This window comes from Bacillus cereus group sp. BfR-BA-01453, from assembly GCF_022662915.1.
GTDB lineage: Bacteria > Bacillota > Bacilli > Bacillales > Bacillaceae_G > Bacillus_A > Bacillus_A paranthracis.
Genome location: NZ_JAKUEN010000017.1, coordinates 1 through 20,433, shown reverse-complemented (window position 1 = coordinate 20,433; position 20,433 = coordinate 1). Strand labels below are relative to the sequence as shown.

Here is a 20,433-nt window from a genome sequence, read left to right as displayed (position 1 = left end):
ATTTATACGTAAAAATCAAAATTGATGTTTACATCTCGATAAGTCAACTACCCCCACTGAGATGAAACGCTTCAGTGGGGGCTTGAGTTCGAACGCTAGGTCTTTTCGTCTATCGCTAAACAGTTGACGCTCTAGCATTCATGCCACCTTATGGTAACACCCCAAGTATGTTTTTGGTTGGTACTGGCAACGAACGATTGCTTTCCCACTTGCACCACCCTTTCAAAAAAGAGCAGTTCTTCCTTGTGGAAGAAGCCACCACTCAGATGAATCCGGCGTGTGCTACAAGCCCCGACAAGTCGAGTACACATGGATGGTTGACGCACCCACTAAGCTATGCGCGAAGCAACAGCCTTACGTTTTTGCACTTCTAATAGAATCGGTGTTTTCACTTTCAGACTTTCATCCAATTCTACAACTCTTGATTTTTGCAATGTATTCAGCGCACCATTAATATCAGCATGGATACATGTTCCTGCTTTACTTTGGTACAGACCACGAGTGATTCGTTTGCCGCTAAAATAATATTGGGCTCTATTATCCTTAGACCAAACTGGAACCGGATCTTTATCCAGAAAACTAGCTTTTGAAGTATAGCTTTCTTCTTGTTTGAAAAATCGTATCCCTTCTTTTATACATTTATTCTCAATTGCTGCAAGCAGTTTATGAAACGGGATTTGAACAAACTTTTGATTATTCTTTTTCCCCATATCAGATTTTTGTTTCCAACCAACGTTATATCCTACTACAACCGTATCTATGTTACATGCTTTCACTTTTTTAAATAACAGGCCTACAGTTTGTGAAATATAACCGTTTATTTGTCGTTCTCGTTTATGCCAAAGTGCGGCCATTTTATTCGTTACAATACGTTTTGAAATTCCGTTTTCCATATTTTCCAGCCCTAGATTACGTATCATTTTATTGAAGTACTGGTTAATGGCTTTTAGTTTTTTACCATCAATTAAAAATGTATCACCTGTATTGGTTACGCAACTTACTAATCTGTCTACACCTAAATCGCAACTCAAAGCGTTATTCGTAGTCGTGGGTTGTTTCTTCATTTGAGAAACATGCATTTCATATGTGTAATGCACCTCAAAGAACCGACCTTTTTGCTTCGGTACAATCTCGATGTAAGAGATTTTTTTATTTCTTACATTTTTAGGCATACGTATTTTAATGGAACCGAATTTTTTTCTGAATGCAGCATTCATCGGAATCATCCAATACCCATTCTCATCTACTTTTGGAACTTGATAGATTTCAATGATTCGTTTGTCCGTTGAACGAGAATAATTCGGAAACTTAGGACGTCCTGTGAACTTCTCAGGATTTTTCTTCCATTGTTCCATTGCTTTAAAAAAGCTCTTCACTTCTGCATATAAGGCTCTACGAATCGCTTGAACAGAGTTGGATTGCATGCCCCAGTAATTCGAATCGGCTTGCATAGCAGTGTCCACTTCTTTTACAGTAGCTATCTTGTTATGATTCAAGTAACTTTGTTTAATGGTATACAATCCAACATTTCGCAACGCTTTTGAACTATGCGACATGCGCTGAAGTAAGCGAAATTCTTTTGCAGTCAAGCAAGCTCGCCCGAGATTTTGTTTTTGCGTGAATCGTTGCATGTTTTCTCTTTTCTTTTGTTTACGTAATACTTTCACGGCTTTCTTTCTAGCCATTGTTTTCACCACCTTTCTTAGAGAGTTCATTAATTTTTTTTCTAAAATCGTATTTTATCTTAGGAAATCTCGTTTCACGAAACAAGAACTAACACTTTTGTAACTGTTAATTACTTTTGGCAAATCAATATTGGGAACGAAACAAAATGTGAACATAGTCTTCATCGCAATTCCTATTGGCTCAAATAACAAAATGATTATGATTATCCAATTTCGGTGTCTTACGATCTATTCCCTCCTTACCTAAAGGCAGATTGTATCATAAGACAAAAAGAAACAAAAGTGTTTGATCTACCTTATGACGGCAATTCATCTCCACCTGAATTGTTGGGTTTCACCCGTAACACAAATCAGATGGAGTCTTCTTGCCAAAAAGGATAAAAAAAGAAGAATCCTTACAAGATTCTTCTTTTCAAAATGAATGAGTTCTCACTAGAAACTCCAACTATTTTCTTCAATATAAAATTGATACTCTTCTAACTCTTCTTCACTTAACTTCTTATTATTTTCATATACTTCTTGCCACTCGAAATAATCTTCATCGAAATAAACAGCAAATTTTATTTTCACGTTTTTCTTTTCTGTATAATCATATCCAGTAAATTCTACTACATCATAATCTTTTTCTTTCTTCACAAACTTCCAAGTTGGATTATCCGTCATAATCTCTAAAGTAAATCCTTCATCACTTGAACGAACAACGTTTTTTATATTTGGTTCAGTTGGTAAAAAGGAGAGTCCGAACGTGGCTCCGCCAAATACTAACCCAACTATAATGTGTAAACCAACCATGCCAGCAAAACTAGCGCCACCCTTTGATTGTAAGTAATATGCCTTCTCATGATCAGGCATATTTTCTCCCTTATGCAAAATACGAACAGCATGCTTATAATATAAACGATTTCCTTGCCATCCAGTAAATATCATTATTCCTAATTGAAGAACTAAACCAATTGATAAAAAAATCCCATCTGGAATGTCTATAAAAGGAGGGATCAGTATACTAGGAACCGATAATAACATAAGTATACTAAACAACTTATACATTTTACGATAAGCTAACCAAAAGGGAGGGAAGAAAAAGGCTACCCAATTCCACGTATTTCCTTGCGCTGGATTTTCTACTTTGCCCCACTTAAAGTCATAATAAGCTGTATTCTTTTGAACAACTTTATGCAACTCTTGCGGAGAAATTTTTTCTTGTAAAACAGTTTCCTTCACGTACATCATCCTTTTCTCATATCTACATACGTGTATTTTATAGAAATAAAAAGAAGGAATCTAACAAAAAGGACATATATTTCATAAAAATGAATGGAAATCGAATATATTCCGACAATTTCTCGTTTATTATTCCATTTTGTTTTTTAATATATTAGAATACTTATGAATGATAGGTTTAATACACTAAGTTAACCATTTTGTATATTTGATAATAAAAATGTTTCACATGAAACTATCCATATTTCGTATTATCTTTCCTCTACAAAATACGAAAGACGCCCTTTCAAAAAGGCGTCTTTTTTACAGTTGAAAATTTACTAATAAATAAAATGAATTGTTTAATACATGAATTCCAATTGGAACGAGTAAATTGTTTGTTTTCTTATAGGTGTAGGCTAAACTTATGCCTATACCAAAAATATATAAAATACTCCCTACTGTAAGGGGATGCCCTAAAGTAAATATGAAAGCACTTATAACGGCACTACTAAGTGTAGAGAAGCGCTGAGATAATTTCATAAAAAACATACCTCGGAATACAAGCTCTTCCCAAATCGGCGCAAAAATCGTGAGTACAACTACATATAAAATGATTTCATTTTTAGTAGGCTCTATTACTATATTAGATTCCTCCACACGACGCCCATGTGGTAAAACTAAATTTAATACCGCAAGATATATAAGCAGTACGATCATCGTCATTATTATTGTTACATAATGTTTTGAGTTATTTAATTGTATTGATTTTAGTAAATGCACACAGTAATTTCTTGCCGGTGCATACATTACAATAATCATACAAAACGTGAAGGGTGAAATGAGATGATTTACATACCACGGATATAATGAGAATTCATATAAAAAGTTCAAATAACCAATTCCATACATTACCCCAAAAATAATTACGATCATACCGATTACTTCTAGCATACTCATTTGTACATTCTTTTCTTTATATGTAACTAATTCCGTGTTCACCATATCCCCTCCAGTATAATTAAACCTTTTTAACCATTATATACCAAAATGTATATAAAAAAAGACAATACACCGAACTGTATCGTCCATTTTCTTCCCTACCATTTCTCTCTACACGTCTCAATTAAGTGCAGCAAATACCTCTTCGTCATATCTGCCCTTCTCCACCTTGAGAGCATTCTCTTTTCTTTTGGGTTCTGCCGTATTCTCGCTACTTCTTTTAATAAAAGCTCCCATTCTTCCGATGAATGTTCTAACAAGTATTGCAATCCTCTATCTTTTGAAACGATTGTTTTATGATCTAGTGTATATAAAATACGCCCCATCGTAACGACCGCTGATTCTACCCATTCTTCTATAAAGAATAAATATGATCGCTTCGCCTTCCCGCTCCAGTACTGTTCTACGTTGTATTTCATCGTATTTACTACATCATCCCACCTTATTTGGAACGAAAGGTCTTCTGCTTCTTTCCCGCTCACTGTAATACCTTGATTTTTCAATGTCCACCATGTGACTGCATTAATATCCCAATGTCCTATATTCGCCTTACCATCTGCACAATACACGTACTCATTCATTTCATCATTGTATTTTCCTAAATCAGCAAGCGGAATATACATACCATCCATTCTTTTCCCTAACGTACTACCACTAAGTTTCTTATGAAGCTCTACAAGTTGCTGTTTTTCAGCTTCATTCACGGGATCACTTATTACCGTGACAAAATCAACATCGCTCGTTTCTGCATGAAATGCACCGAGTGCGATGGATCCGTAAATATATACGCCAACTATTTTTTCATCTAAAAAAATTTCTTTTAACCCTATTATGTATCGCTCCATCAACCGCTCTACTTCTTTTGGTAACGCATGCTTTACTACATTCTCCACATCTATACCTCCAATAAAAAAGCCTTTGCAAATTCGCAAAGACTTCCTGCTTTATAAATATTTCTCGATTTCTTCGTAAACATCCTTCAAACGAGGATTTCCTTCTCCAACAATTTCTCCATTTACAAGAACGACCGGATAAAATAAATCTTCCTCCACTACGCGCTCTGCGAATGCTTTTTTCTCTTCATCTTCTTGTTCTTCTTGAAAATCAATATACTCGAAATTAAATTTATTTTCTTGTCCTTCATATTTACGACCAATCGCCGCCTGTAACCACTCAAACGTTTCTGTTGAAGATGGCATTCCAACGCAGCTCGCACAAATTACTTTCGTCCCATACACTTGCACATTAACCATTTCTTCTCCCCCACTTCTTGTTCTGACAGTATATTCAGATACCTTATTACATAAGCACATCATTTTACAAACTTATTCCATACCCCTATACTGAAAAAACACGTTGTAAACATGATAAAAAATTTCGGCAATAAAACAAGAACAGAAAAAATAGATTTTCCCCTCTATCTTGATTATAATAAAACTGATGAAAGGAGTCGATAAAAATGGAAAACCCACATATGCAAGAACAAGTACTAGAAGTATTAGATAAATTACGTCCATTCTTACTTCGCGATGGCGGAGACGTTGAATTAGTAGACATTGAAGAAGGTATCGTAAAATTACGCCTTATGGGTGCATGCGGAAGCTGCCCAAGTTCTACAATCACACTAAAAGCTGGTATCGAACGCGCATTACTTGAAGAAGTACCAGGCGTTATCGAAGTAGAACAAGTATTTTAATTAAAAGCGGAAGCGGCTCGTTCAAAATGTGAGGGGGATGGAGCTTCTGACATAGAGGCGCTTTTTGCCTCGGCGGAAGAAGCGAAGCCACCGAACATTTTAGCCGCTAGAGCTAGATATTATCTAGCGGCTCGTTCAAAGCCACTTGCTAAAAGGAGACCAAATTTGGTCTCCTTTTTTTATACAAATCACATTTATCCGTTAACATCATAAAACAAAATTGGAAATCCTTCTCAAAAAATGCGATAATTGATACTATATAGTGAATCGTTCACACATATAAAGTAAAAAACATAGGGGGACGACACATGCCAAAAATGGGGAACACGTTTTTAACAATTCAAGAACTAGAAAAGAAAAAAGAGTATTTATTAGACCTTTCATCCGTTATACCAACATGGAATGCGAGCTATCAATTTTTATTTAAAGAAATCCAGCAAGAATTATTGAGTAAAGTAAATGAAAAAATTGAACAACATCAATTCATTTTAAATATATGTGCAGATCAACAGGTAGGGGCATAATGTATTACATACAATTGTGGTATATAAAAAAGAGACCTCAATCGGTCTCTTTTTTATATTTTTAAGACAGCCAATCTAATTTTCTAATCCCAAGCTTATCAACTGGTAAACGGAGTGAGCCATAAAAATGCTTCATAAATTGCTCAGAGCGGTTCACATCGTGTAGAATGGCTTCTAAGCGATCTCTATATATGCTTTTTTGTTCTTCGTTTCCAGTTTGGTAATATCGTTCGACTGTTTCAAAATAGTGAAGTGGGAACAGCAGTCTTGCAAATAATAGGCGCCACCCAAATGAGGATAGCGAATAATTCCGTTCATAATCTGTAACAAATTGAACGATTGTTTGCTCCCAGTCTTTCTTTTTTTCAATCATCATATAGCGGATTAATTCTGCTATATCTCGAGTTGGGTGATCATACACCCAATCAAAAGGGAGTTTGAGACGCTTCGTTTGATGCCATAATAAAGGTGTGAATCGTTCTTGGCAAATTGTTGCTGCATCCGTTAGTTGCGGTGTGTCATCCATTTCTGTATCAACAACATATTGAATGGCATTTTCCGCAACTCCTAAGTAATACGGGAAGGATTCAATAAACAATTGATCGAATACGTCTGTAGGGTGGTTCATCACTTGTGACTGCCAAAACTTTTCTAACTGATCGAGCCTTTTTTCCCATAACGCTTTCCATTCGCCAATGCGGCTTAATTGCTCAATTTCTTCTGGAAAGAATGCACCTCGTTTATGGAATATAGAAAGCTCACTTCCTAATGACGTAGCATGTCGTTCTAACGCGCGCATACCTTTTAATAAGCAGTAATTTTGTTCTTCTATCTCACTTACATAGTAGCCGTGTATAGTCGGAACGAAAGTCGCTACAGTTATATCCCCTTGCTGGTTCATATAGTCACTGAGCTTTTTCATCTCTACAAGTACTTCTTCCTCCATTTCTCCAATTGGAACAAGTACATAAATTTTGTTGCGAATCCAAAAGCTTTTATAGGGGCCAAGGGGGATTAATTCTTTAACATGCATGTGATAATGCTCATAAATATGATGAATCATCGCAGTCGCCACCTATGGTTTTTCTTTATATATATGAGCTTGTGCTCGCCTTTCATTCCTATGCACATGATAAAGCAACGAAACGTATACAAATACTAAAAAGAAAAAAAGGTGATAAACATGAAAGAATCAAATCAACTACAAGAAAGAGCATTACAACTATTACAAGAACGCGGTGTAACAATTGACGATATTGCTGAGCTTGTTCATTTTCTTCAAAAAAAATATCATCCAAATTTAGAGATGTCAGAATGCCGTTATAACGTTGAGCGTGTATTATCAAAACGTGAAGTACAAAACGCACTGATTACAGGTATCGAACTCGATGTTCTCGCTGAAAAAGGAATGTTAAGTGAGCCGTTACAAGATATCGTAAAACGTGATGAAGGCTTATACGGAATTGATGAAGTGATCGCACTTTCTATCGTTAATGTGTACGGCTCTATCGGTTTCACAAACTTTGGATATATCGATAAATTAAAACCTGGTATTTTAGAATACTTAAATGATAAATCAACTGGAAAGGTGCATACATTCCTTGATGATATCGTTGGCGGAATCGCTGCCGCTGCTTCAAGCCGTTTAGCGCACAGAGCTGAGCATTCGGAATAATAAAATATGAAAGACCGTCAGTTTCATACTGACGGTCTTTCATATTCCATGAGCATAAATTCTCTTCCGCGACTCAAAAAAATAGGACCTTGCTGAAAACCTATGTTTTTATATAGCGTAATCGCTCTTGTATTAAATGTCGCTACGCTAAGTCGAAACGTTTTCGGCCTAAATTCTTTAACAGCAAAGGCTATCCCAGCTTGAAAAAACATTTTCCCCAGCCCTTTCCCTGTTAACGCTGGCTTCATGCCAAGTCCGATATCAATTACATCTTCTCCACCATATAAATGAGCATCTCTTCCCCCTGGAACTTGTGCATTTTCTCCAAAACAAAAATAGCCAATAAACTCCCCATTATCGTCACAACAGCCATAATACGTTCCATCTAATAATTCTTCTATTACTTCTTCCTCACCTGAAAAACTATACAAATTATAAGGCTCTTCGTACGTCCACGTATTTACCTCATTTGCTTCTTCTACCGTTAACTTATGTATATTCATCCTGCTCTCCCCTTATCAAATATTCTATATATAATCATTCATTTTTAAAGCCTCATTTCCCTCTAATTGAAATATGCACAATTGCATACGCACGCCCATGGAAGAAATGGTACAATTTACTCGAATCGCTGTTGCTACACTTCTTGATCAAAGAAAAGGCGTTAAAACGGATATTAGCGCCTTATCAAACTCAAGCAATTGGCACATTTTGTCATCTTGAAAGACACTCGAAAGAGTGTCTTTTTTTCTATACCTGACAAGGACTTACTCATTTCAAAGCATACGCACATAAAATAATGTAACTCTTTACATGCATGAATTCTTTTCTAAAAGTTGTGCAGTAGACTCAAAATAAAAAAGCACTCTTGTCTAGAGTGCTTTTTACTTTCAAATCAGGAGGTTACATATATGGATAGTACTCTCGTATTTAACTTCGGCATTGGTATTATCATTATTTTATTTGTTTTCTTTGTTCTTTGTATGAGTGGTGTGTAACAGCCTTTTATGCTGATAACTCTTTTAAAGTATCACTTAATTTGAACTTTCTTAATTGTAATGACGCAATCAATGCTGCCCCCGCTCCAAGCATCACGCTAGCTAAAGCCAGTATGACCACTTGATTATACGGAATAATAATAACCGTTAACTCTAAGCTTGATAACACGATATAACTAAACAAAATCCCACCAAAAATGCCAATGCAACCAGCTATCGCTCCAAGTAAAGTTCCCTCTAATAAAACGATCCTTCTCATTTGCTTTGGGATAGCTCCTACCGCACGAATCATACTAATTTCAGCACGTCTTTCATGTAAACTTGCGACTATCGCATTCATTAATCCTATACCAGAAATAATGAAAACAATTACAACTAACAAGCGAATTAACATCATCATTTGTGATAATAACTGCTCTTGTTCTTTCAATAAATCATAACTGTTTATAACTTCTATATTCTCTTTATTCTTTGTAATTTCTTTTACTTGCTTCTTAATTGCTTCAAATGACTGATTAGAATTTGTCATAATTTGAATCGCTTCATATCCTTGTACATGAAACTTATCGCGAGCCCATTGTTCATTTACAAAAACATCTAACCCTCTTAACCTTAATCCTTGCTCAATAATCGAAACGACTTTAATCGTTTGTTTTTCTTTTCCCTTTCCTTTTACTTCAAACGTATCTTGCAACTGAAGCCCTAAATTTTTAGCCACTTCCTTCGTAATGACTCCCTCACCATCTTCTAATGGCTTATTTAAAGTTTGTCCTGCAATCACTTTCGCCTTTGTTACTTTCTGATACGCTACAATATCATTACCTACAACTTCCATTGAATCAGAGTTCAAATTGTTTTTTTTCATAAATTCATACCATTCTTGATTCGCTTTTTTAAAGTCATAATTCACAAGCTTTGCTGTAAAGTCAGTAGCATTCCCATCACTCGCCTCTACACCATCAATTTTTTTAATCTTCTCCATCCAACTAAACGGTAATGTTTCTATTCCTTGCGACTCTACTGGAATTCTTACTACTAAGTCCGCTGGTAAATGTTTTTGTAATCCTTTTTTCATACCTTCATACATAGAGTTTACATACATCGTTCCAACAAGTGCTAACATAAAACCAAATGCTAGTATAGCAACCGACACAGCTGCCTTATTTCGATAACGAATGACATTCCGACTACTAATCGTCGTTTCAATTCGTAATATCATTTGAATCGGTTTTGCAATCACTGGTGCTATTACGCGAATAAATAACGGAATCGCAAATAACAAACCGACCGCAAATAAAAGCGCTCCTATCGCACTTGGATTAAAACCGATATACTGCTCTAATATGCTACCCGTGAGTCCAATCACAGTACCAATGATTAAAATGCTAAGGCTAAAAGCACTCCATCTCTTTTCTTTTTTTTCATCGCTAGGAAGACCTGGGCGAAGTGCTTGAACTGGTGGAATCTTTCTAACCATGAAAGCTGGTATAATAGCCCCTATGACAGACATAACAACCCCTAGTAAAAACGTAATGAGTAGAACCTCACCTGAAATAGAGAATGATGCTTTCCCTGCCCCCTCAATATTCACCCATTTGTTAATAAAAGATGCGGCGATAGTTTGTGTACCTGCCCCAAGAATAACCCCTGCTAGCGATCCGATCGCTCCGATACATAAAGCCTCTAATAAAACGACTACTATAATTTGATTTGGGTTACTACCGAGTGCACGTAGTAATGCCCATTGCTTAAATCGACTTCTGACAGATAAGAAGAAACTTCCCATTATTAAAAGGGCTACTACAAATAAGGCAATACCACCTAAACTAAAAATTAAAGGCTTCATTATATTTAGTCGTTCAAATGCCTTATCTACATAAGTACGTTGATCCACCTTTATATTTTCTATCTTCTTATTTACATCAAGAGCAATCGCCCTTTTCACATTTACATCGGCTGTTTTCACTTGAACGAGATTGAACTGATTTGATAGATGTAATTCTTTTTGAAGCCACTGGATTGGAAAATAAGCCCCATGCCCCATTGCCGCCATTAACGGCGGATTTAAAATGCCGACGACTTTCACATTCTTTTCTCCATGTTGCGGGAATGGTAGTTTAATCGTATCTCCCAACCGTATATTTTCACGTTCTGTATACCCTTTTGTCAGCGCTACTTCAGCACCTTCTTTCGGATATCGACCTTCTAATATTTTATAAGAATGCATTTCTGGAGAATCTTGCTCAACACCCCAATAGGACGGCTTTCCTGATAGCTCTTTATAATTTGGAAAAGGATACGGTATAAGTACTTTTGATATTTTTTCAGCATTTTCTAAGCCATCTATTCCTTTTAAACTTTCATTATTTAAATACATATCATTTTTTATATAACCAAATTGTAAATTATAATCCCCATACCGACTTACTACTTGTTCCTTCACGCTTTTCTCTACTGATTGATTGCCTAGCAATAACATCGTTGCTAACATAACACCTAAAGCTGCACCGAGAGCGATCAACATATTTCGCAGCCAATTTTGTTTCATCGATTTTACCGCATATTTAATTACCCATCGCATCACCTTTACCTCCTACTTTAAAGTGGCGATTCATAATCTCTTGAATATGAGTAACTTGTTGCGGGATATTTCGAAATTTCCATCCTTTACTTTCAGCGTGTTCATGAATCACTTCACCATCTAATAAGAAAACAACTTTATCAGCATGAGCCGCTACAAACGGGTCGTGCGTTACAATTACAGCTGTTTGCTCTAACTCATCACACGCATTGCGAAGTGCCGCAATGATATTTTTGCTATTTTCCGAATCTAATGCCCCTGTTGGTTCATCAGCTAATATAATAGCCGGCTCATTTGCAAAAGCTCTTGCGATCGCAACCCTTTGCTGTTGCCCACCTGATAATTGCGCTGGTAAATGCTTTTCTTTTCCCTTTAGCCCGACGAGTTCTAATAAACGAGTTGCTGTCATCGTTGCCTTCTTTTGCGATACATTATCTAACAGTAACGGCAACCCCACATTCTCCTCTGCACTAAACACCGGAATCAAGTTAAACTGCTGAAAAATAAAACCGATTTTATGCCGTCTAAATAAAGCGAGCTCTTTTTCTTTTAATGTTGAAATCTCTGTACCGTCAACTCGAATACTACCTACTGACGGAATATCTAATCCACCTAACAACTGAAGTAATGTCGTTTTACCCGATCCACTAGCCCCCATAATACAGACAAAATCTCCTTTTTGAATTTGAAGATTAATGCCTTTTAATATTTTTACTTTACTATCCCCAATATCAAACGATTTTTCTAACCTTTCAATTTCAATAATATTCATCCCCATATCCCCTTCTCGCTCTATTTACCAATCTATATATTCTATTGAGAAATGCAAAATCCCTACTATTTTGTATTTTTTTGTAACATACTAACATGTATCCCATATTAGCTAATTACATTTCTTCTTTATTTCTCACGTCAAAAAAGTTGACTCTTACAATAGAGGTAACCATAATAGTTACATAAATAAAAAAACCATTCACATATCCACAAATAGGAGGAAGAACAATGAAACATGTAATCGTTTATGCACACCCAAATACAGAAAGCTTCAACCATGCGATTTTAGAAACAGTAACAAGTGAATTAGAAGAAAAAGGTCATGAAGTACGCGTTCGCGATCTATACGAATTAAACTTCAACCCAGTATTAGGCGCTTCCGATTTCATCTCATTTTCTCAAGGAAACACACCAGAAGATATTAAAGATGAGCAAGAGCATATCTCTTGGGCTGACAGCATTACATTCATTTATCCAGTTTGGTGGGCGGGACTTCCTGCTATTTTAAAAGGATACGTTGACCGTGTATTTAGCCACGGCTTCGCTTATGCTTACGGTGAAAATGGTATTGAGAAGTTATTAAGTGGTAAAAAAGGCTTATTATTATCTACAATGGGAAATACGAAAGAGGCATACACAGCAGGCGGTATGTTTGAAGCAATGAAGAAGACAACAGATGTTGGTATCTTTGAATTTACAGGTATTGAAACAATTGAGCATACATTCTATACGAGTGTTCCTTCTGTGGATAATAGTGTGCGTAAACAATATCTTGAAGAGGTTAAAGATGTTGTGAATCGTGCATTCTAAATACAACGATATCAGCGATTTTTTAAATATATCAGCGCAACTCAGATTATATCGGCGATTTTCTAAATATATCGACTTACCGACAAAAATCGACACCATTCACAACTGAATATTAGCTCACACTAATCGGGTGCCCGCAAATATCAAAAAAAGCTGCTCCAAAGTTTGGAACAGCTTTTTTCATTACATCTTCTCAATCCACTCCGTCAAGTTATGCACAACTTGCGTTGGTTGTACTTCATATTCTGTTAACTTCTCCACAGTTGTTACTCCAGTGTGGACAAGAAGCGTATGCATACCAGCATTTATTCCTGCTAAAATGTCTGTATCGTAGTTATCCCCAACCATTAATGCTTCATTCTTTTCTATGCCAAGCACTTTCAAAGCTTGTTCCATAATGATTGATTCTGGTTTTCCGATAAAGATTGGATCCACACCTGTTGATACTGCTACAACTGATGTTAATGAACCGTTACCTGGTAATAATCCGCGCTCAGTCGGAATGGCAATGTCTCCATTTGTAGAAATAAACGTTGCGCCGTTACGCACAGCAAGACAAGCTTTTGCTAATTTTTCATATGTGATGTCACGATCTAAACCAACAACAACGAAATCAGGATTTTCATCCACAAGTTCAAATCCTTTTTCCACAAGTGCATCATGTAAGCCTTCTTCACCAATCATATATACAGTTGCGTCTTGTTTACGTTCGTAAATGAAGTTTGCTGTTGCCATACTCGTTGTGAATACTTGCTCTGCTTTCGCTGGAATATCGAAACGAACAAGTTTCTCTGCCACTTGTTCTGGTTTACGAGTTGAGTTATTCGTAACGAATAAATATGGAATACCGCGCTCTCCTAACGCTTTGACGAAGTCGCTCGCTTCTTCAATTTGTTCTTCCCCGCGATACATTGTACCGTCTAAGTCAATTAAGTAACCTTTATACATCGATTATGTCTCTCCTTCTATGCTAACGTTCTCACCTTATCATACCACTCTTATATTACCCGCTTTTCCAAAAGAAAAAAACGCTTTACCTTAAAGCGCCCCATAACGTTCATTTTTTCTCTTTTATTTGGTAAGAACAACTACAATCACCCTCGCACATGTTTGCTAGCGTTTTTACATCTGCGTTCGCAAATAAACGATTATACATCTCTTTTTCATCTTCACACACTTGCGGGAATCTCTCAGCGATTTCCTTTAACGGACAGTTTTGTTTTTCAATTACGAAAGAGTTCTCTCCGTCTCTCTTGATTTGAACCATATAACCATTTTTCTCTTGCATAGCTGCTATCTCTTGCACTTTATATGCTAAATTCTTTTGATTACTCACTCGCTTTTGCAACTGTTCTTCCATACGCTTCGTTCTCTCTTTTAAAACGTAACGAAGTATTTTTTCATCGCCCATTCGAGCTAAATCTTCTAGCATATCAATCGCAAATTGCTTATACTCTTTCGGAAATGTATCTTCTCCCTTTTCGCTTAATCCATACAAATAAGTTGGTCTTCCGACATGTTGCCTTACCATCTTGGAATAGATGAAACCATCTTTCTCAAGATTACTTAAATGTCTTCGAATTGCCATTTCTGTAATCTCTAAAATTTCAGCTAGTTCCGCTACGGTGTGCTCTCCCTTTACTTTCAACAACTGCACAATTTCATCTTTTGTCGTACGTGCTTCCCCCATGCTTCACCCTTCTCCCTCACATACAATATAAGACCCCCAAAAGGCATTCTCTGGGGATCTTATAAGCATAATTATTCTGGTACAAATGCAGATACAGGTCCTAATTCCTTCTCTAAATAACTGCGAATATTTGCTGGGTATTTCTCTACCACTGCAATATGTTTTTGAATCGTCTTATATAATTCATCATGATTCATTTGAATATAATCTTGCGTAAGCATTTTTCGAAGAAGGATAATTTCTTTCATCCCTTGTCCATCTTCTGTACTTATCACTCGCTCGTCCATTAAAATATCGATAATATCTTCATAACTTCCTGGATCGCGCATAATAAATCCATCAATCATCGCATTCCCCACATCTAATACAGAATCAATCATTAGATGAGCTATGCGTTCTAATGCGTAAAATTCAAACTCGGTTTCATATATCTTTTTCTCTTGAAATGTACTTGTTGCTCGTTCTAAACATACTAGCATTTGTTCTATTTTCTTTCTGTCTACAAAATACATGAATGTCACCTACCTGGAAATTAAAGCATTTACATTTTAATTGTAACGCTTTCTTCTGAAAAAATCGACAATTTTTCGAATTCACCTTTTCCCCGTAATTTGTTATAGTTATATTTGTATGATTTTTGAAATTGGAGGAATGGAATCTTGGAACGTGAACTCGCACTAGAAATTGTCCGTGTAACAGAAGCAGCAGCATTAGCATCCGCACAGTGGATGGGCCGCGGAAAGAAAAACGAAGCAGATGATGCAGCAACTACAGCAATGCGTGATATGTTCGATTCAGTAAACATGGCAGGTACAGTTGTAATTGGTGAAGGAGAACTTGATGAAGCACCGATGTTATATATTGGTGAAGAACTAGGAACAGGTAACGGTCCAGAAGTAGATATTGCCGTTGACCCATTAGAAGGTACAAACATCGTTGCAAAAGGTCTTGCAAATGCAATGGCAGTTATCGCAATCGCAGATAAAGGAAACCTTCTTCATGCTCCTGATATGTACATGGAAAAAATCGCGGTTGGTCCAAAAGCAGCTGGTAAAATTAGCTTAGATGATCCAATTGAAAAAACAATTGAAATTGTAGCGGAAGCTAACAATAAAAAGATTCGCGATCTAACAGTTATCGTTCAAGAACGTGAACGTCATCAAGATATTATTGATCGTGTTCGTGCAAAAGGTGCACGCGTAAAATTATTTGGTGACGGTGATGTTGGTGCGTCAATCGCAACAGCACTACCTGGAACTGGTATTGATTTATTCGTAGGTATTGGCGGAGCTCCAGAAGGCGTTATTTCTGCAGCAGCATTAAAATGCCTTGAAGGTGAAATGCAAGCTCGCTTAGTTCCAATGAACGAAGAAGAAGAAGCTCGTTGTCGTGAAATGGGATTAGAAGATCCTCGTCAACTTCTTATGTTAGACGATTTAGTATCTGGTGATGATGCAATCTTCTCAGCAACTGGTGTATCTGCTGGTGAGTTATTAGACGGCGTGAAATTCCTAGGCGGAGATTTAGCTGAAACATACTCTATCGTAATGCGTTACAAAACAAGAACAGTACGATTCATTAAAACGCATCACCATTTAGATCATAAGCCACACTTAAACTTAGATATTTAATAAAAGGAGCCATGTGTATGGAAGAACGTTTCTTTCTGTACGACGACACTGTCGCTACAAAAACTCGTTTCGTTAGCTTTATGGGAGAAAATGAGCGTCATGATTTAGCGCTACTATACTCCAATCGTCATTACGGTAAAACAATTGTCCTTGATATGCAACGTAATAAATTTGCAATCATTGGTGCTGACGATTTAAACGAACCAGGCTACTTAGAGCACGCATTTTCTATGACTGAAGAAATTGCAGAAGAACTACGCTCATTTTTATTTGAACTTATATAATTTATCTTAGGCACCAGCTTTTTAGCTGGTGTTTTTTCACTTTAAGTATTTTGAATTTTCAATTATACGTGTTATAATGAAAAATAAATCTATTTGGATAGAAAGGACGTTATCTACGTATGCCAACATTTACTTTGTAATGGACCAGCAATTGGATAGCATTACTCTCAAAAAAGCACCACGCTTTTTCAAGGGAGTAGTCTGCCCATTCCCATTACAAAGGAACGTATTGCATCTGTAGTATGATGTTTACGGAGGTTCCTCTTTAGGGAACCTCCTTTTATTTTTGTCTTTTTCTCCTTTCTTCATACTACAAGACATCCAAATAGCTGTATTACGTTTCTTTACCACTACTATAAGAGGTGAAGGAAAATGCAGAAAGTACAACTTTCTTGGAGTTTATATGAAAACGAGCAAAATACAATCGAAAAGTATTGTAAAAATTGCAGACGCACTACCCTATTTACCGACACAAATATTCGTAGGCATAACGCCAACGGAAAAAACATATACCGCTTTGCCATTTATAAATGTCCGAAAGATCATACGTGGAATCAAAAATTGCGTATTTATAAATCATATACTGACCACGTTGAAACAGTCGATATGACGCAGGAAGATCAAATAGAAGCAACTACTACTACCATTTCCATTACACAGCATAAAGAAAGTGGTATAGCTGAAATTACGATTGTATTAGACCTTGTTTTCGGTTCTCACCGGATGGATAAAGCATTATCCACATATATTTCCGACTGGAGCCGTACACGCATTGTGGATAAAATTAAAAACGGGGATATTCAATTGAACGGACAACAAATGAAACCAAATACAATACTTTCTGAAGGCGATCATATCTCGATTTGTTTATAATGCAAAAAATCCTCTTACAATCGTAAGAGGATTTTTTTACTTCTTCACTTTTCGTAATACGAAGTGTGCACAACCGAAGTTACAATACTCGTATAAATACTCCGATAACGTACTAATTTTCGTATCATATGTCGCACGCTGGTTACTATCATCAAAGAATCCGCGCAATCTAAGTTGCTCATAACCCCAGTCCCCAACGATGTAATCATATTTATTTAAAATTTCTGCATAGCGCTCTTTAAATGCTTCTTCACTAAAACCGTCACGAAAGTTTTTAATTACTTCGTACTGAACATTATTAATGCTCACCGTAGCATGAATCTCTTGCTTTTGCTCCATCATTAACTTCCTCTCTAAGCATTCTTCTTTTTATCGTATCACAAAGCATACCAACCAACAATTTCAAATACAAAAATTTGCAAATTAGTGCATGCTATGGAGAAGGAGGTGATACATCGTGAAAAAACAAATTATGCTCTCTCTCCTCACTCTTTCCTTATTTGCAGGCTGCCAAACAAATAAAGCCGAAATGGAACGTGAAGAAGGAAGTCGTGTTCTTGTTTCCAATAAAAACGACATGTATCATACGGAAAATACAAATACACGATTAACGAGAGTCGGCTATTCATCTAAACAAAAGCATGAAGTGTCTAATAAACAAGTAGGAGCCATTAACCGTGAAAAAGTCGCTGAAATGATTACAAGCATGACAGTTAAACTCCCTGACGTTACAAATGCTGCTACGCTCGTTACAGACGATGAAGTATTTGTTGTATACCGTGCAAACACAACGGATCCGAAACTTGTAGCGGATCAAGTATATAGAGCTGCTTTATCCATCGTCCCTCGCTATTATAAAGCATATGTATCAACAGACCAAAAGTTGATTTCTCAAATTCAAGGACTTCAATCTGGCGCATTAAATGATACAGAATATACGCAAAGCCTCGATATGTTAAAACGTGAAATGAGTAAAAATCCTCATTTGAACAATACAGGGGATCAGACTTTAAATGATATGATAAAAAAATAAAGAAGGCGGAGAGAACCTCCACCTTCTTTATTTTTTACTATTTATTACGATCCGCATAAATCTCCATCGCATCACACATAAACTGCGCTAAACCTTCGCCAAACTTATCGATATTTTTCGTAAAGCGCTCATCAGCGACGTACATTTGGCCGAGCCCTTTAAAAGCATCTAATGAATAGTGACTGAAGTTTTGCAAGTAATCGTACCATACTTTGATAGCTTCTTGCGCCTCTTTGGAATCAGGTGCACCATGTCTAAGTGCCGCTAAATTTCTGTAAATAGCATTAAACTCTTCTTGCTTCTCTTTTGACATACCTTTTGCATATTCATTCGCTTTATCTACAGCTGCGTCTCCCCATCTTTCACGTGCTTCTTCTTCGTACGGATTATGGCTGAAATCGAATCCTTCAAATTTCTCTTTGTTCGTCATTTCAATCTCTCCTTTTGTATACTGAATTGTTTTATCAATCGTCGCAATCACTTTATCTAACCTAGCACGCTTTTCAAGAAGCATTTTCTTATGAAGCTGTAATGCCTCTTCCCGGTCAAATGATGGACTCATGATAATTTCTTTAATTTTCTTCAAAGGGAAGCCTAGTTCTTTAAAAAATAAAATTTGCTGTAACGTCTCTAAATTTTCATTGGAATACAGACGATATCCAGACTCTGTCGTCTCGTCTGGGGTTAACAACCCGATTTCATCATAATGATGCAGTGTGCGCACACTAATTCCAACTAAATTAGCCACTTCTTTTACCTTCATTGCCATGTGTATCTCCCCCTTAATACATACGATAAAGTATAACGCAACGTTAGAGTCAATAAGTAAATTCATTTTCTTTATAAAATATTTCATGCATAATAGATATGTACATATATTAGAAAGCGGTGAAAATATGGTTTCAAATACTGTAATTGCCAGCATCATCTTTCAACTCATTGTCTCGATTCTGGTCCCAATTATTGTACTCGTTTATTTCCGTAAAAAATATAATATAAATTGGAAAGTAGTCGGCGTTGGTGTTCTTATCTTTATCGGATTTACCCAAATTCTCGAAACACCATTCCACCTATTTATGCGCGGTAATCCAGCAATCGCTCCAATTTTAGAAAATCCATTTGGCTTCGCACTTTATGTCGGACTCACTGCTGGTATTTTTGAAGAATTAGGACGCTTTGTTGCCTTCTTCTTCTTACTAAAAAAATATCAAGAATATAAAGATGGCTTCGCTTACGGAATTGGTCACGGCGGCATTGAATCCATTTTAGTTGGCGGATTCTCTGCATTCCAAGCACTTATATTTGCGAATTCAATTAACAACGGTAGCTTCGCCCAGATGGTCGAAAAAATGCCAAAACTAAGCCGCCTACAGGACATGTTAATTCAGCAACCTGCCTACTTATATTTCCTTGGCAGCTTAGAAAGAATTATGGCACTCGTGCTGCAAATCGCCTTTACAATGCTTGTTTTATACGCAGTAAAACAGAAGAAGTATATCTTCCTTGTGTACGCTATACTATTCCACGCACTTGTAGACTTCTTCGCGGCACTTTACCAAACGAAAACAATTAACATCTTTGTTGCAGAAGGAATCACCCTTCTCTTCACAATTGGCGCTATCATTCTTATTCGTAAAATGAAAGAGAAATTAATGAGTGTGCCAAAGTAAAAATAACCCGCCTGTTGGTGGGTTATTTTTTATAAAGATTATCATAGCGATGATAACTTTTACCGCTTTGCAGCTCCTTCTTTGTTTCTGCATCTATCACGATGTACTTGTGTAACTCTTCTACTTCATTTTGAGAAAAGGAAGCGAAAAAATAAACTTGGCGATCAGGGGGAATAAAAGAATCTTGAAGCACCACTTTGAACTGTACCCCGAATCATGGACACTAAAAAAAAGCCCCATGATTCGGGGTTTTTGTGTATTTTTATCAAAAAACCTCGTTATAATGGAATCAACGATAGAAATGAGG

Annotated in this window: 23 protein-coding genes and 2 pseudogenes; 9 read left to right on the top strand and 16 right to left on the bottom strand. The window is 36.6% G+C overall.

The features are described 5' to 3' along the window. Window positions 1-329: 329 nt before the first annotated feature. The 6 genes and pseudogenes from MR070_RS23240 to MR070_RS23220 all read right to left on the bottom strand — a co-directional run bounded on the left by MR070_RS23240 (window position 330) and on the right by MR070_RS23220 (window position 5,140). Complete coding sequence (locus MR070_RS23240) at window positions 330-1,685, bottom strand: RNA-guided endonuclease TnpB family protein (protein WP_242262086.1); 1,356 nt, start codon at window positions 1,683-1,685, stop codon at window positions 330-332. A gap of 31 nt (window positions 1,686-1,716) precedes the next feature. Next, window positions 1,717-1,857: pseudogene (locus tag MR070_RS27330) on the bottom strand (transposase); the annotation flags it as partial. Window positions 1,858-2,117: 260 nt separating this feature from the next. After that, complete coding sequence (locus tag MR070_RS23235; RefSeq protein ID WP_242262085.1) at window positions 2,118-2,912, bottom strand: DUF2628 domain-containing protein; 795 nt, start codon at window positions 2,910-2,912, stop codon at window positions 2,118-2,120. Window positions 2,913-3,209: 297 nt separating this feature from the next. Beyond that, window positions 3,210-3,887, bottom strand: coding sequence for a CPBP family intramembrane glutamic endopeptidase (locus MR070_RS23230; protein ID WP_242262084.1), 678 nt, complete (start codon window positions 3,885-3,887; stop codon window positions 3,210-3,212). 98 nt (window positions 3,888-3,985) lie between these two features. Next, window positions 3,986-4,780 (bottom strand): nucleotidyltransferase domain-containing protein, encoded by a 795-nt coding sequence (locus tag MR070_RS23225; protein WP_242262083.1) that lies wholly within the window; start codon window positions 4,778-4,780, stop codon window positions 3,986-3,988. A gap of 51 nt (window positions 4,781-4,831) precedes the next feature. Next, complete coding sequence (locus MR070_RS23220) at window positions 4,832-5,140, bottom strand: DUF1462 family protein (protein ID WP_000248594.1); 309 nt, start codon at window positions 5,138-5,140, stop codon at window positions 4,832-4,834. A 206-nt stretch (window positions 5,141-5,346) separates the two neighbouring features. Here MR070_RS23220 and MR070_RS23215 point away from each other — a divergent pair, with 206 nt between their 5' ends. Next, the gene (locus MR070_RS23215) at window positions 5,347-5,583 is read left to right on the top strand and encodes a NifU family protein (RefSeq protein WP_000431159.1); all 237 of its coding nucleotides are present in this window, start codon (window positions 5,347-5,349) and stop codon (window positions 5,581-5,583) included. Window positions 5,584-5,891: 308 nt separating this feature from the next. Then, the gene (locus MR070_RS23210) at window positions 5,892-6,107 is read left to right on the top strand and encodes a hypothetical protein (RefSeq protein WP_001125488.1); all 216 of its coding nucleotides are present in this window, start codon (window positions 5,892-5,894) and stop codon (window positions 6,105-6,107) included. A gap of 61 nt (window positions 6,108-6,168) precedes the next feature. Here the strand turns inward: MR070_RS23210 and yutH are convergent, their stop codons facing one another. Next, window positions 6,169-7,170 (bottom strand): spore coat putative kinase YutH, encoded by a 1,002-nt coding sequence (gene yutH, locus MR070_RS23205; RefSeq protein WP_000581272.1) that lies wholly within the window; start codon window positions 7,168-7,170, stop codon window positions 6,169-6,171. A 120-nt stretch (window positions 7,171-7,290) separates the two neighbouring features. On the opposite strand from yutH, the gene MR070_RS23200 reads away from it, so the two are divergent. After that, the gene (locus tag MR070_RS23200) at window positions 7,291-7,782 is read left to right on the top strand and encodes a phosphatidylglycerophosphatase A family protein (protein WP_000665103.1); all 492 of its coding nucleotides are present in this window, start codon (window positions 7,291-7,293) and stop codon (window positions 7,780-7,782) included. A gap of 23 nt (window positions 7,783-7,805) precedes the next feature. On the opposite strand, the gene MR070_RS23195 is transcribed toward MR070_RS23200, so the two are convergent. From MR070_RS23195 to MR070_RS23185, 3 genes are all read right to left on the bottom strand, one after another. Next, window positions 7,806-8,285, bottom strand: coding sequence for a GNAT family N-acetyltransferase (locus MR070_RS23195; RefSeq protein ID WP_242262082.1), 480 nt, complete (start codon window positions 8,283-8,285; stop codon window positions 7,806-7,808). Between the two features lie 502 nt (window positions 8,286-8,787). Then, window positions 8,788-11,361, bottom strand: coding sequence for an FtsX-like permease family protein (locus MR070_RS23190; protein ID WP_242262081.1), 2,574 nt, complete (start codon window positions 11,359-11,361; stop codon window positions 8,788-8,790). Then, a complete protein-coding gene (locus tag MR070_RS23185) occupies window positions 11,345-12,133 on the bottom strand; it encodes an ABC transporter ATP-binding protein (RefSeq protein WP_242262080.1) in 789 nt (262 codons plus the stop codon). Before MR070_RS23185 ends, MR070_RS23190 begins: the two co-directional genes overlap by 17 nt. Before the next feature lie 230 nt (window positions 12,134-12,363). Here MR070_RS23185 and MR070_RS23180 point away from each other — a divergent pair, with 230 nt between their 5' ends. Then, window positions 12,364-12,945: an NAD(P)H-dependent oxidoreductase gene (locus tag MR070_RS23180; protein ID WP_242262079.1), complete on the top strand. Its 582-nt coding sequence runs from the start codon at window positions 12,364-12,366 to the stop codon at window positions 12,943-12,945. 183 nt (window positions 12,946-13,128) lie between these two features. On the opposite strand, the gene MR070_RS23175 is transcribed toward MR070_RS23180, so the two are convergent. The 3 genes from MR070_RS23175 to MR070_RS23165 all read right to left on the bottom strand — a co-directional run bounded on the left by MR070_RS23175 (window position 13,129) and on the right by MR070_RS23165 (window position 15,147). After that, window positions 13,129-13,893, bottom strand: a complete 765-nt coding sequence (locus tag MR070_RS23175; RefSeq protein ID WP_000276467.1) for a TIGR01457 family HAD-type hydrolase — start codon at window positions 13,891-13,893, stop codon at window positions 13,129-13,131. Between the two features lie 109 nt (window positions 13,894-14,002). After that, a complete protein-coding gene (locus MR070_RS23170) occupies window positions 14,003-14,635 on the bottom strand; it encodes a helix-turn-helix transcriptional regulator (RefSeq protein ID WP_000503352.1) in 633 nt (210 codons plus the stop codon). A 71-nt stretch (window positions 14,636-14,706) separates the two neighbouring features. Next, entirely contained in the window at window positions 14,707-15,147 is a 441-nt protein-coding gene (locus MR070_RS23165; protein ID WP_000274015.1) for a DUF86 domain-containing protein, read from the bottom strand. Between the two features lie 147 nt (window positions 15,148-15,294). On the opposite strand from MR070_RS23165, the gene glpX reads away from it, so the two are divergent. From glpX to MR070_RS23150, 3 genes are all read left to right on the top strand, one after another. Beyond that, the gene (gene glpX, locus MR070_RS23160) at window positions 15,295-16,266 is read left to right on the top strand and encodes a class II fructose-bisphosphatase (protein WP_000439090.1); all 972 of its coding nucleotides are present in this window, start codon (window positions 15,295-15,297) and stop codon (window positions 16,264-16,266) included. A 17-nt stretch (window positions 16,267-16,283) separates the two neighbouring features. Continuing rightward, the gene (locus MR070_RS23155; RefSeq protein WP_153595644.1) at window positions 16,284-16,550 is read left to right on the top strand and encodes a DUF3055 domain-containing protein; all 267 of its coding nucleotides are present in this window, start codon (window positions 16,284-16,286) and stop codon (window positions 16,548-16,550) included. A gap of 372 nt (window positions 16,551-16,922) precedes the next feature. Further along, on the top strand, window positions 16,923-17,423 hold the full coding sequence (locus tag MR070_RS23150; protein WP_138320825.1) for a cytoplasmic protein: 501 nt from the start codon (window positions 16,923-16,925) through the stop codon (window positions 17,421-17,423). 36 nt (window positions 17,424-17,459) lie between these two features. Here MR070_RS23150 and MR070_RS23145 read toward each other — a convergent pair whose 3' ends face one another. Next, complete coding sequence (locus MR070_RS23145; protein WP_000435941.1) at window positions 17,460-17,762, bottom strand: YutD family protein; 303 nt, start codon at window positions 17,760-17,762, stop codon at window positions 17,460-17,462. Between the two features lie 118 nt (window positions 17,763-17,880). Between MR070_RS23145 and MR070_RS23140 the strand changes: the two genes are divergently transcribed. Beyond that, a complete protein-coding gene (locus tag MR070_RS23140) occupies window positions 17,881-18,456 on the top strand; it encodes a YhcN/YlaJ family sporulation lipoprotein (protein WP_000744209.1) in 576 nt (191 codons plus the stop codon). 37 nt (window positions 18,457-18,493) lie between these two features. Here MR070_RS23140 and MR070_RS23135 read toward each other — a convergent pair whose 3' ends face one another. Then, window positions 18,494-19,225 (bottom strand): MerR family transcriptional regulator, encoded by a 732-nt coding sequence (locus tag MR070_RS23135; protein WP_139896233.1) that lies wholly within the window; start codon window positions 19,223-19,225, stop codon window positions 18,494-18,496. Window positions 19,226-19,310: 85 nt separating this feature from the next. On the opposite strand from MR070_RS23135, the gene MR070_RS23130 reads away from it, so the two are divergent. Continuing rightward, a complete protein-coding gene (locus MR070_RS23130; RefSeq protein WP_242262078.1) occupies window positions 19,311-20,126 on the top strand; it encodes a YhfC family intramembrane metalloprotease in 816 nt (271 codons plus the stop codon). A 22-nt stretch (window positions 20,127-20,148) separates the two neighbouring features. Here the strand turns inward: MR070_RS23130 and MR070_RS27260 are convergent. Then, window positions 20,149-20,337: pseudogene (locus MR070_RS27260) on the bottom strand (hypothetical protein); the annotation flags it as partial. Window positions 20,338-20,433 lie beyond the last annotated feature (96 nt).

Bases quoted from the DNA above. Each gene is read 5' to 3' on its own strand.
- MR070_RS23180 (WP_242262079.1), top strand. From the start codon at position 12,364: ATGAAACATGTAATCGTTTATGCACACCCAAATACAGAAAGCTTCAAC.
- MR070_RS23200 (WP_000665103.1), top strand. From the start codon at position 7,291: ATGAAAGAATCAAATCAACTACAAGAAAGAGCATTACAACTATTACAA.
- MR070_RS23145 (WP_000435941.1), bottom strand. From the start codon at position 17,762: ATGGAGCAAAAGCAAGAGATTCATGCTACGGTGAGCATTAATAATGTT.
- MR070_RS23190 (WP_242262081.1), bottom strand. From the start codon at position 11,361: ATGCGATGGGTAATTAAATATGCGGTAAAATCGATGAAACAAAATTGG.
- MR070_RS23130 (WP_242262078.1), top strand. From the start codon at position 19,311: ATGCATAATAGATATGTACATATATTAGAAAGCGGTGAAAATATGGTT.
- MR070_RS23175 (WP_000276467.1), bottom strand. From the start codon at position 13,893: ATGTATAAAGGTTACTTAATTGACTTAGACGGTACAATGTATCGCGGG.
- MR070_RS23185 (WP_242262080.1), bottom strand. From the start codon at position 12,133: ATGAATATTATTGAAATTGAAAGGTTAGAAAAATCGTTTGATATTGGG.
- MR070_RS23235 (WP_242262085.1), bottom strand. From the start codon at position 2,912: ATGTACGTGAAGGAAACTGTTTTACAAGAAAAAATTTCTCCGCAAGAG.
- MR070_RS23150 (WP_138320825.1), top strand. From the start codon at position 16,923: ATGCAGAAAGTACAACTTTCTTGGAGTTTATATGAAAACGAGCAAAAT.
- MR070_RS23170 (WP_000503352.1), bottom strand. From the start codon at position 14,635: ATGGGGGAAGCACGTACGACAAAAGATGAAATTGTGCAGTTGTTGAAA.
- MR070_RS23135 (WP_139896233.1), bottom strand. From the start codon at position 19,225: ATGGCAATGAAGGTAAAAGAAGTGGCTAATTTAGTTGGAATTAGTGTG.
- yutH (WP_000581272.1), bottom strand. From the start codon at position 7,170: ATGATTCATCATATTTATGAGCATTATCACATGCATGTTAAAGAATTA.
- MR070_RS23210 (WP_001125488.1), top strand. From the start codon at position 5,892: ATGCCAAAAATGGGGAACACGTTTTTAACAATTCAAGAACTAGAAAAG.
- MR070_RS23220 (WP_000248594.1), bottom strand. From the start codon at position 5,140: ATGGTTAATGTGCAAGTGTATGGGACGAAAGTAATTTGTGCGAGCTGC.
- MR070_RS23215 (WP_000431159.1), top strand. From the start codon at position 5,347: ATGGAAAACCCACATATGCAAGAACAAGTACTAGAAGTATTAGATAAA.
- MR070_RS23240 (WP_242262086.1), bottom strand. From the start codon at position 1,685: ATGGCTAGAAAGAAAGCCGTGAAAGTATTACGTAAACAAAAGAAAAGA.
- MR070_RS23195 (WP_242262082.1), bottom strand. From the start codon at position 8,285: ATGAATATACATAAGTTAACGGTAGAAGAAGCAAATGAGGTAAATACG.
- MR070_RS23165 (WP_000274015.1), bottom strand. From the start codon at position 15,147: ATGTATTTTGTAGACAGAAAGAAAATAGAACAAATGCTAGTATGTTTA.
- MR070_RS23155 (WP_153595644.1), top strand. From the start codon at position 16,284: ATGGAAGAACGTTTCTTTCTGTACGACGACACTGTCGCTACAAAAACT.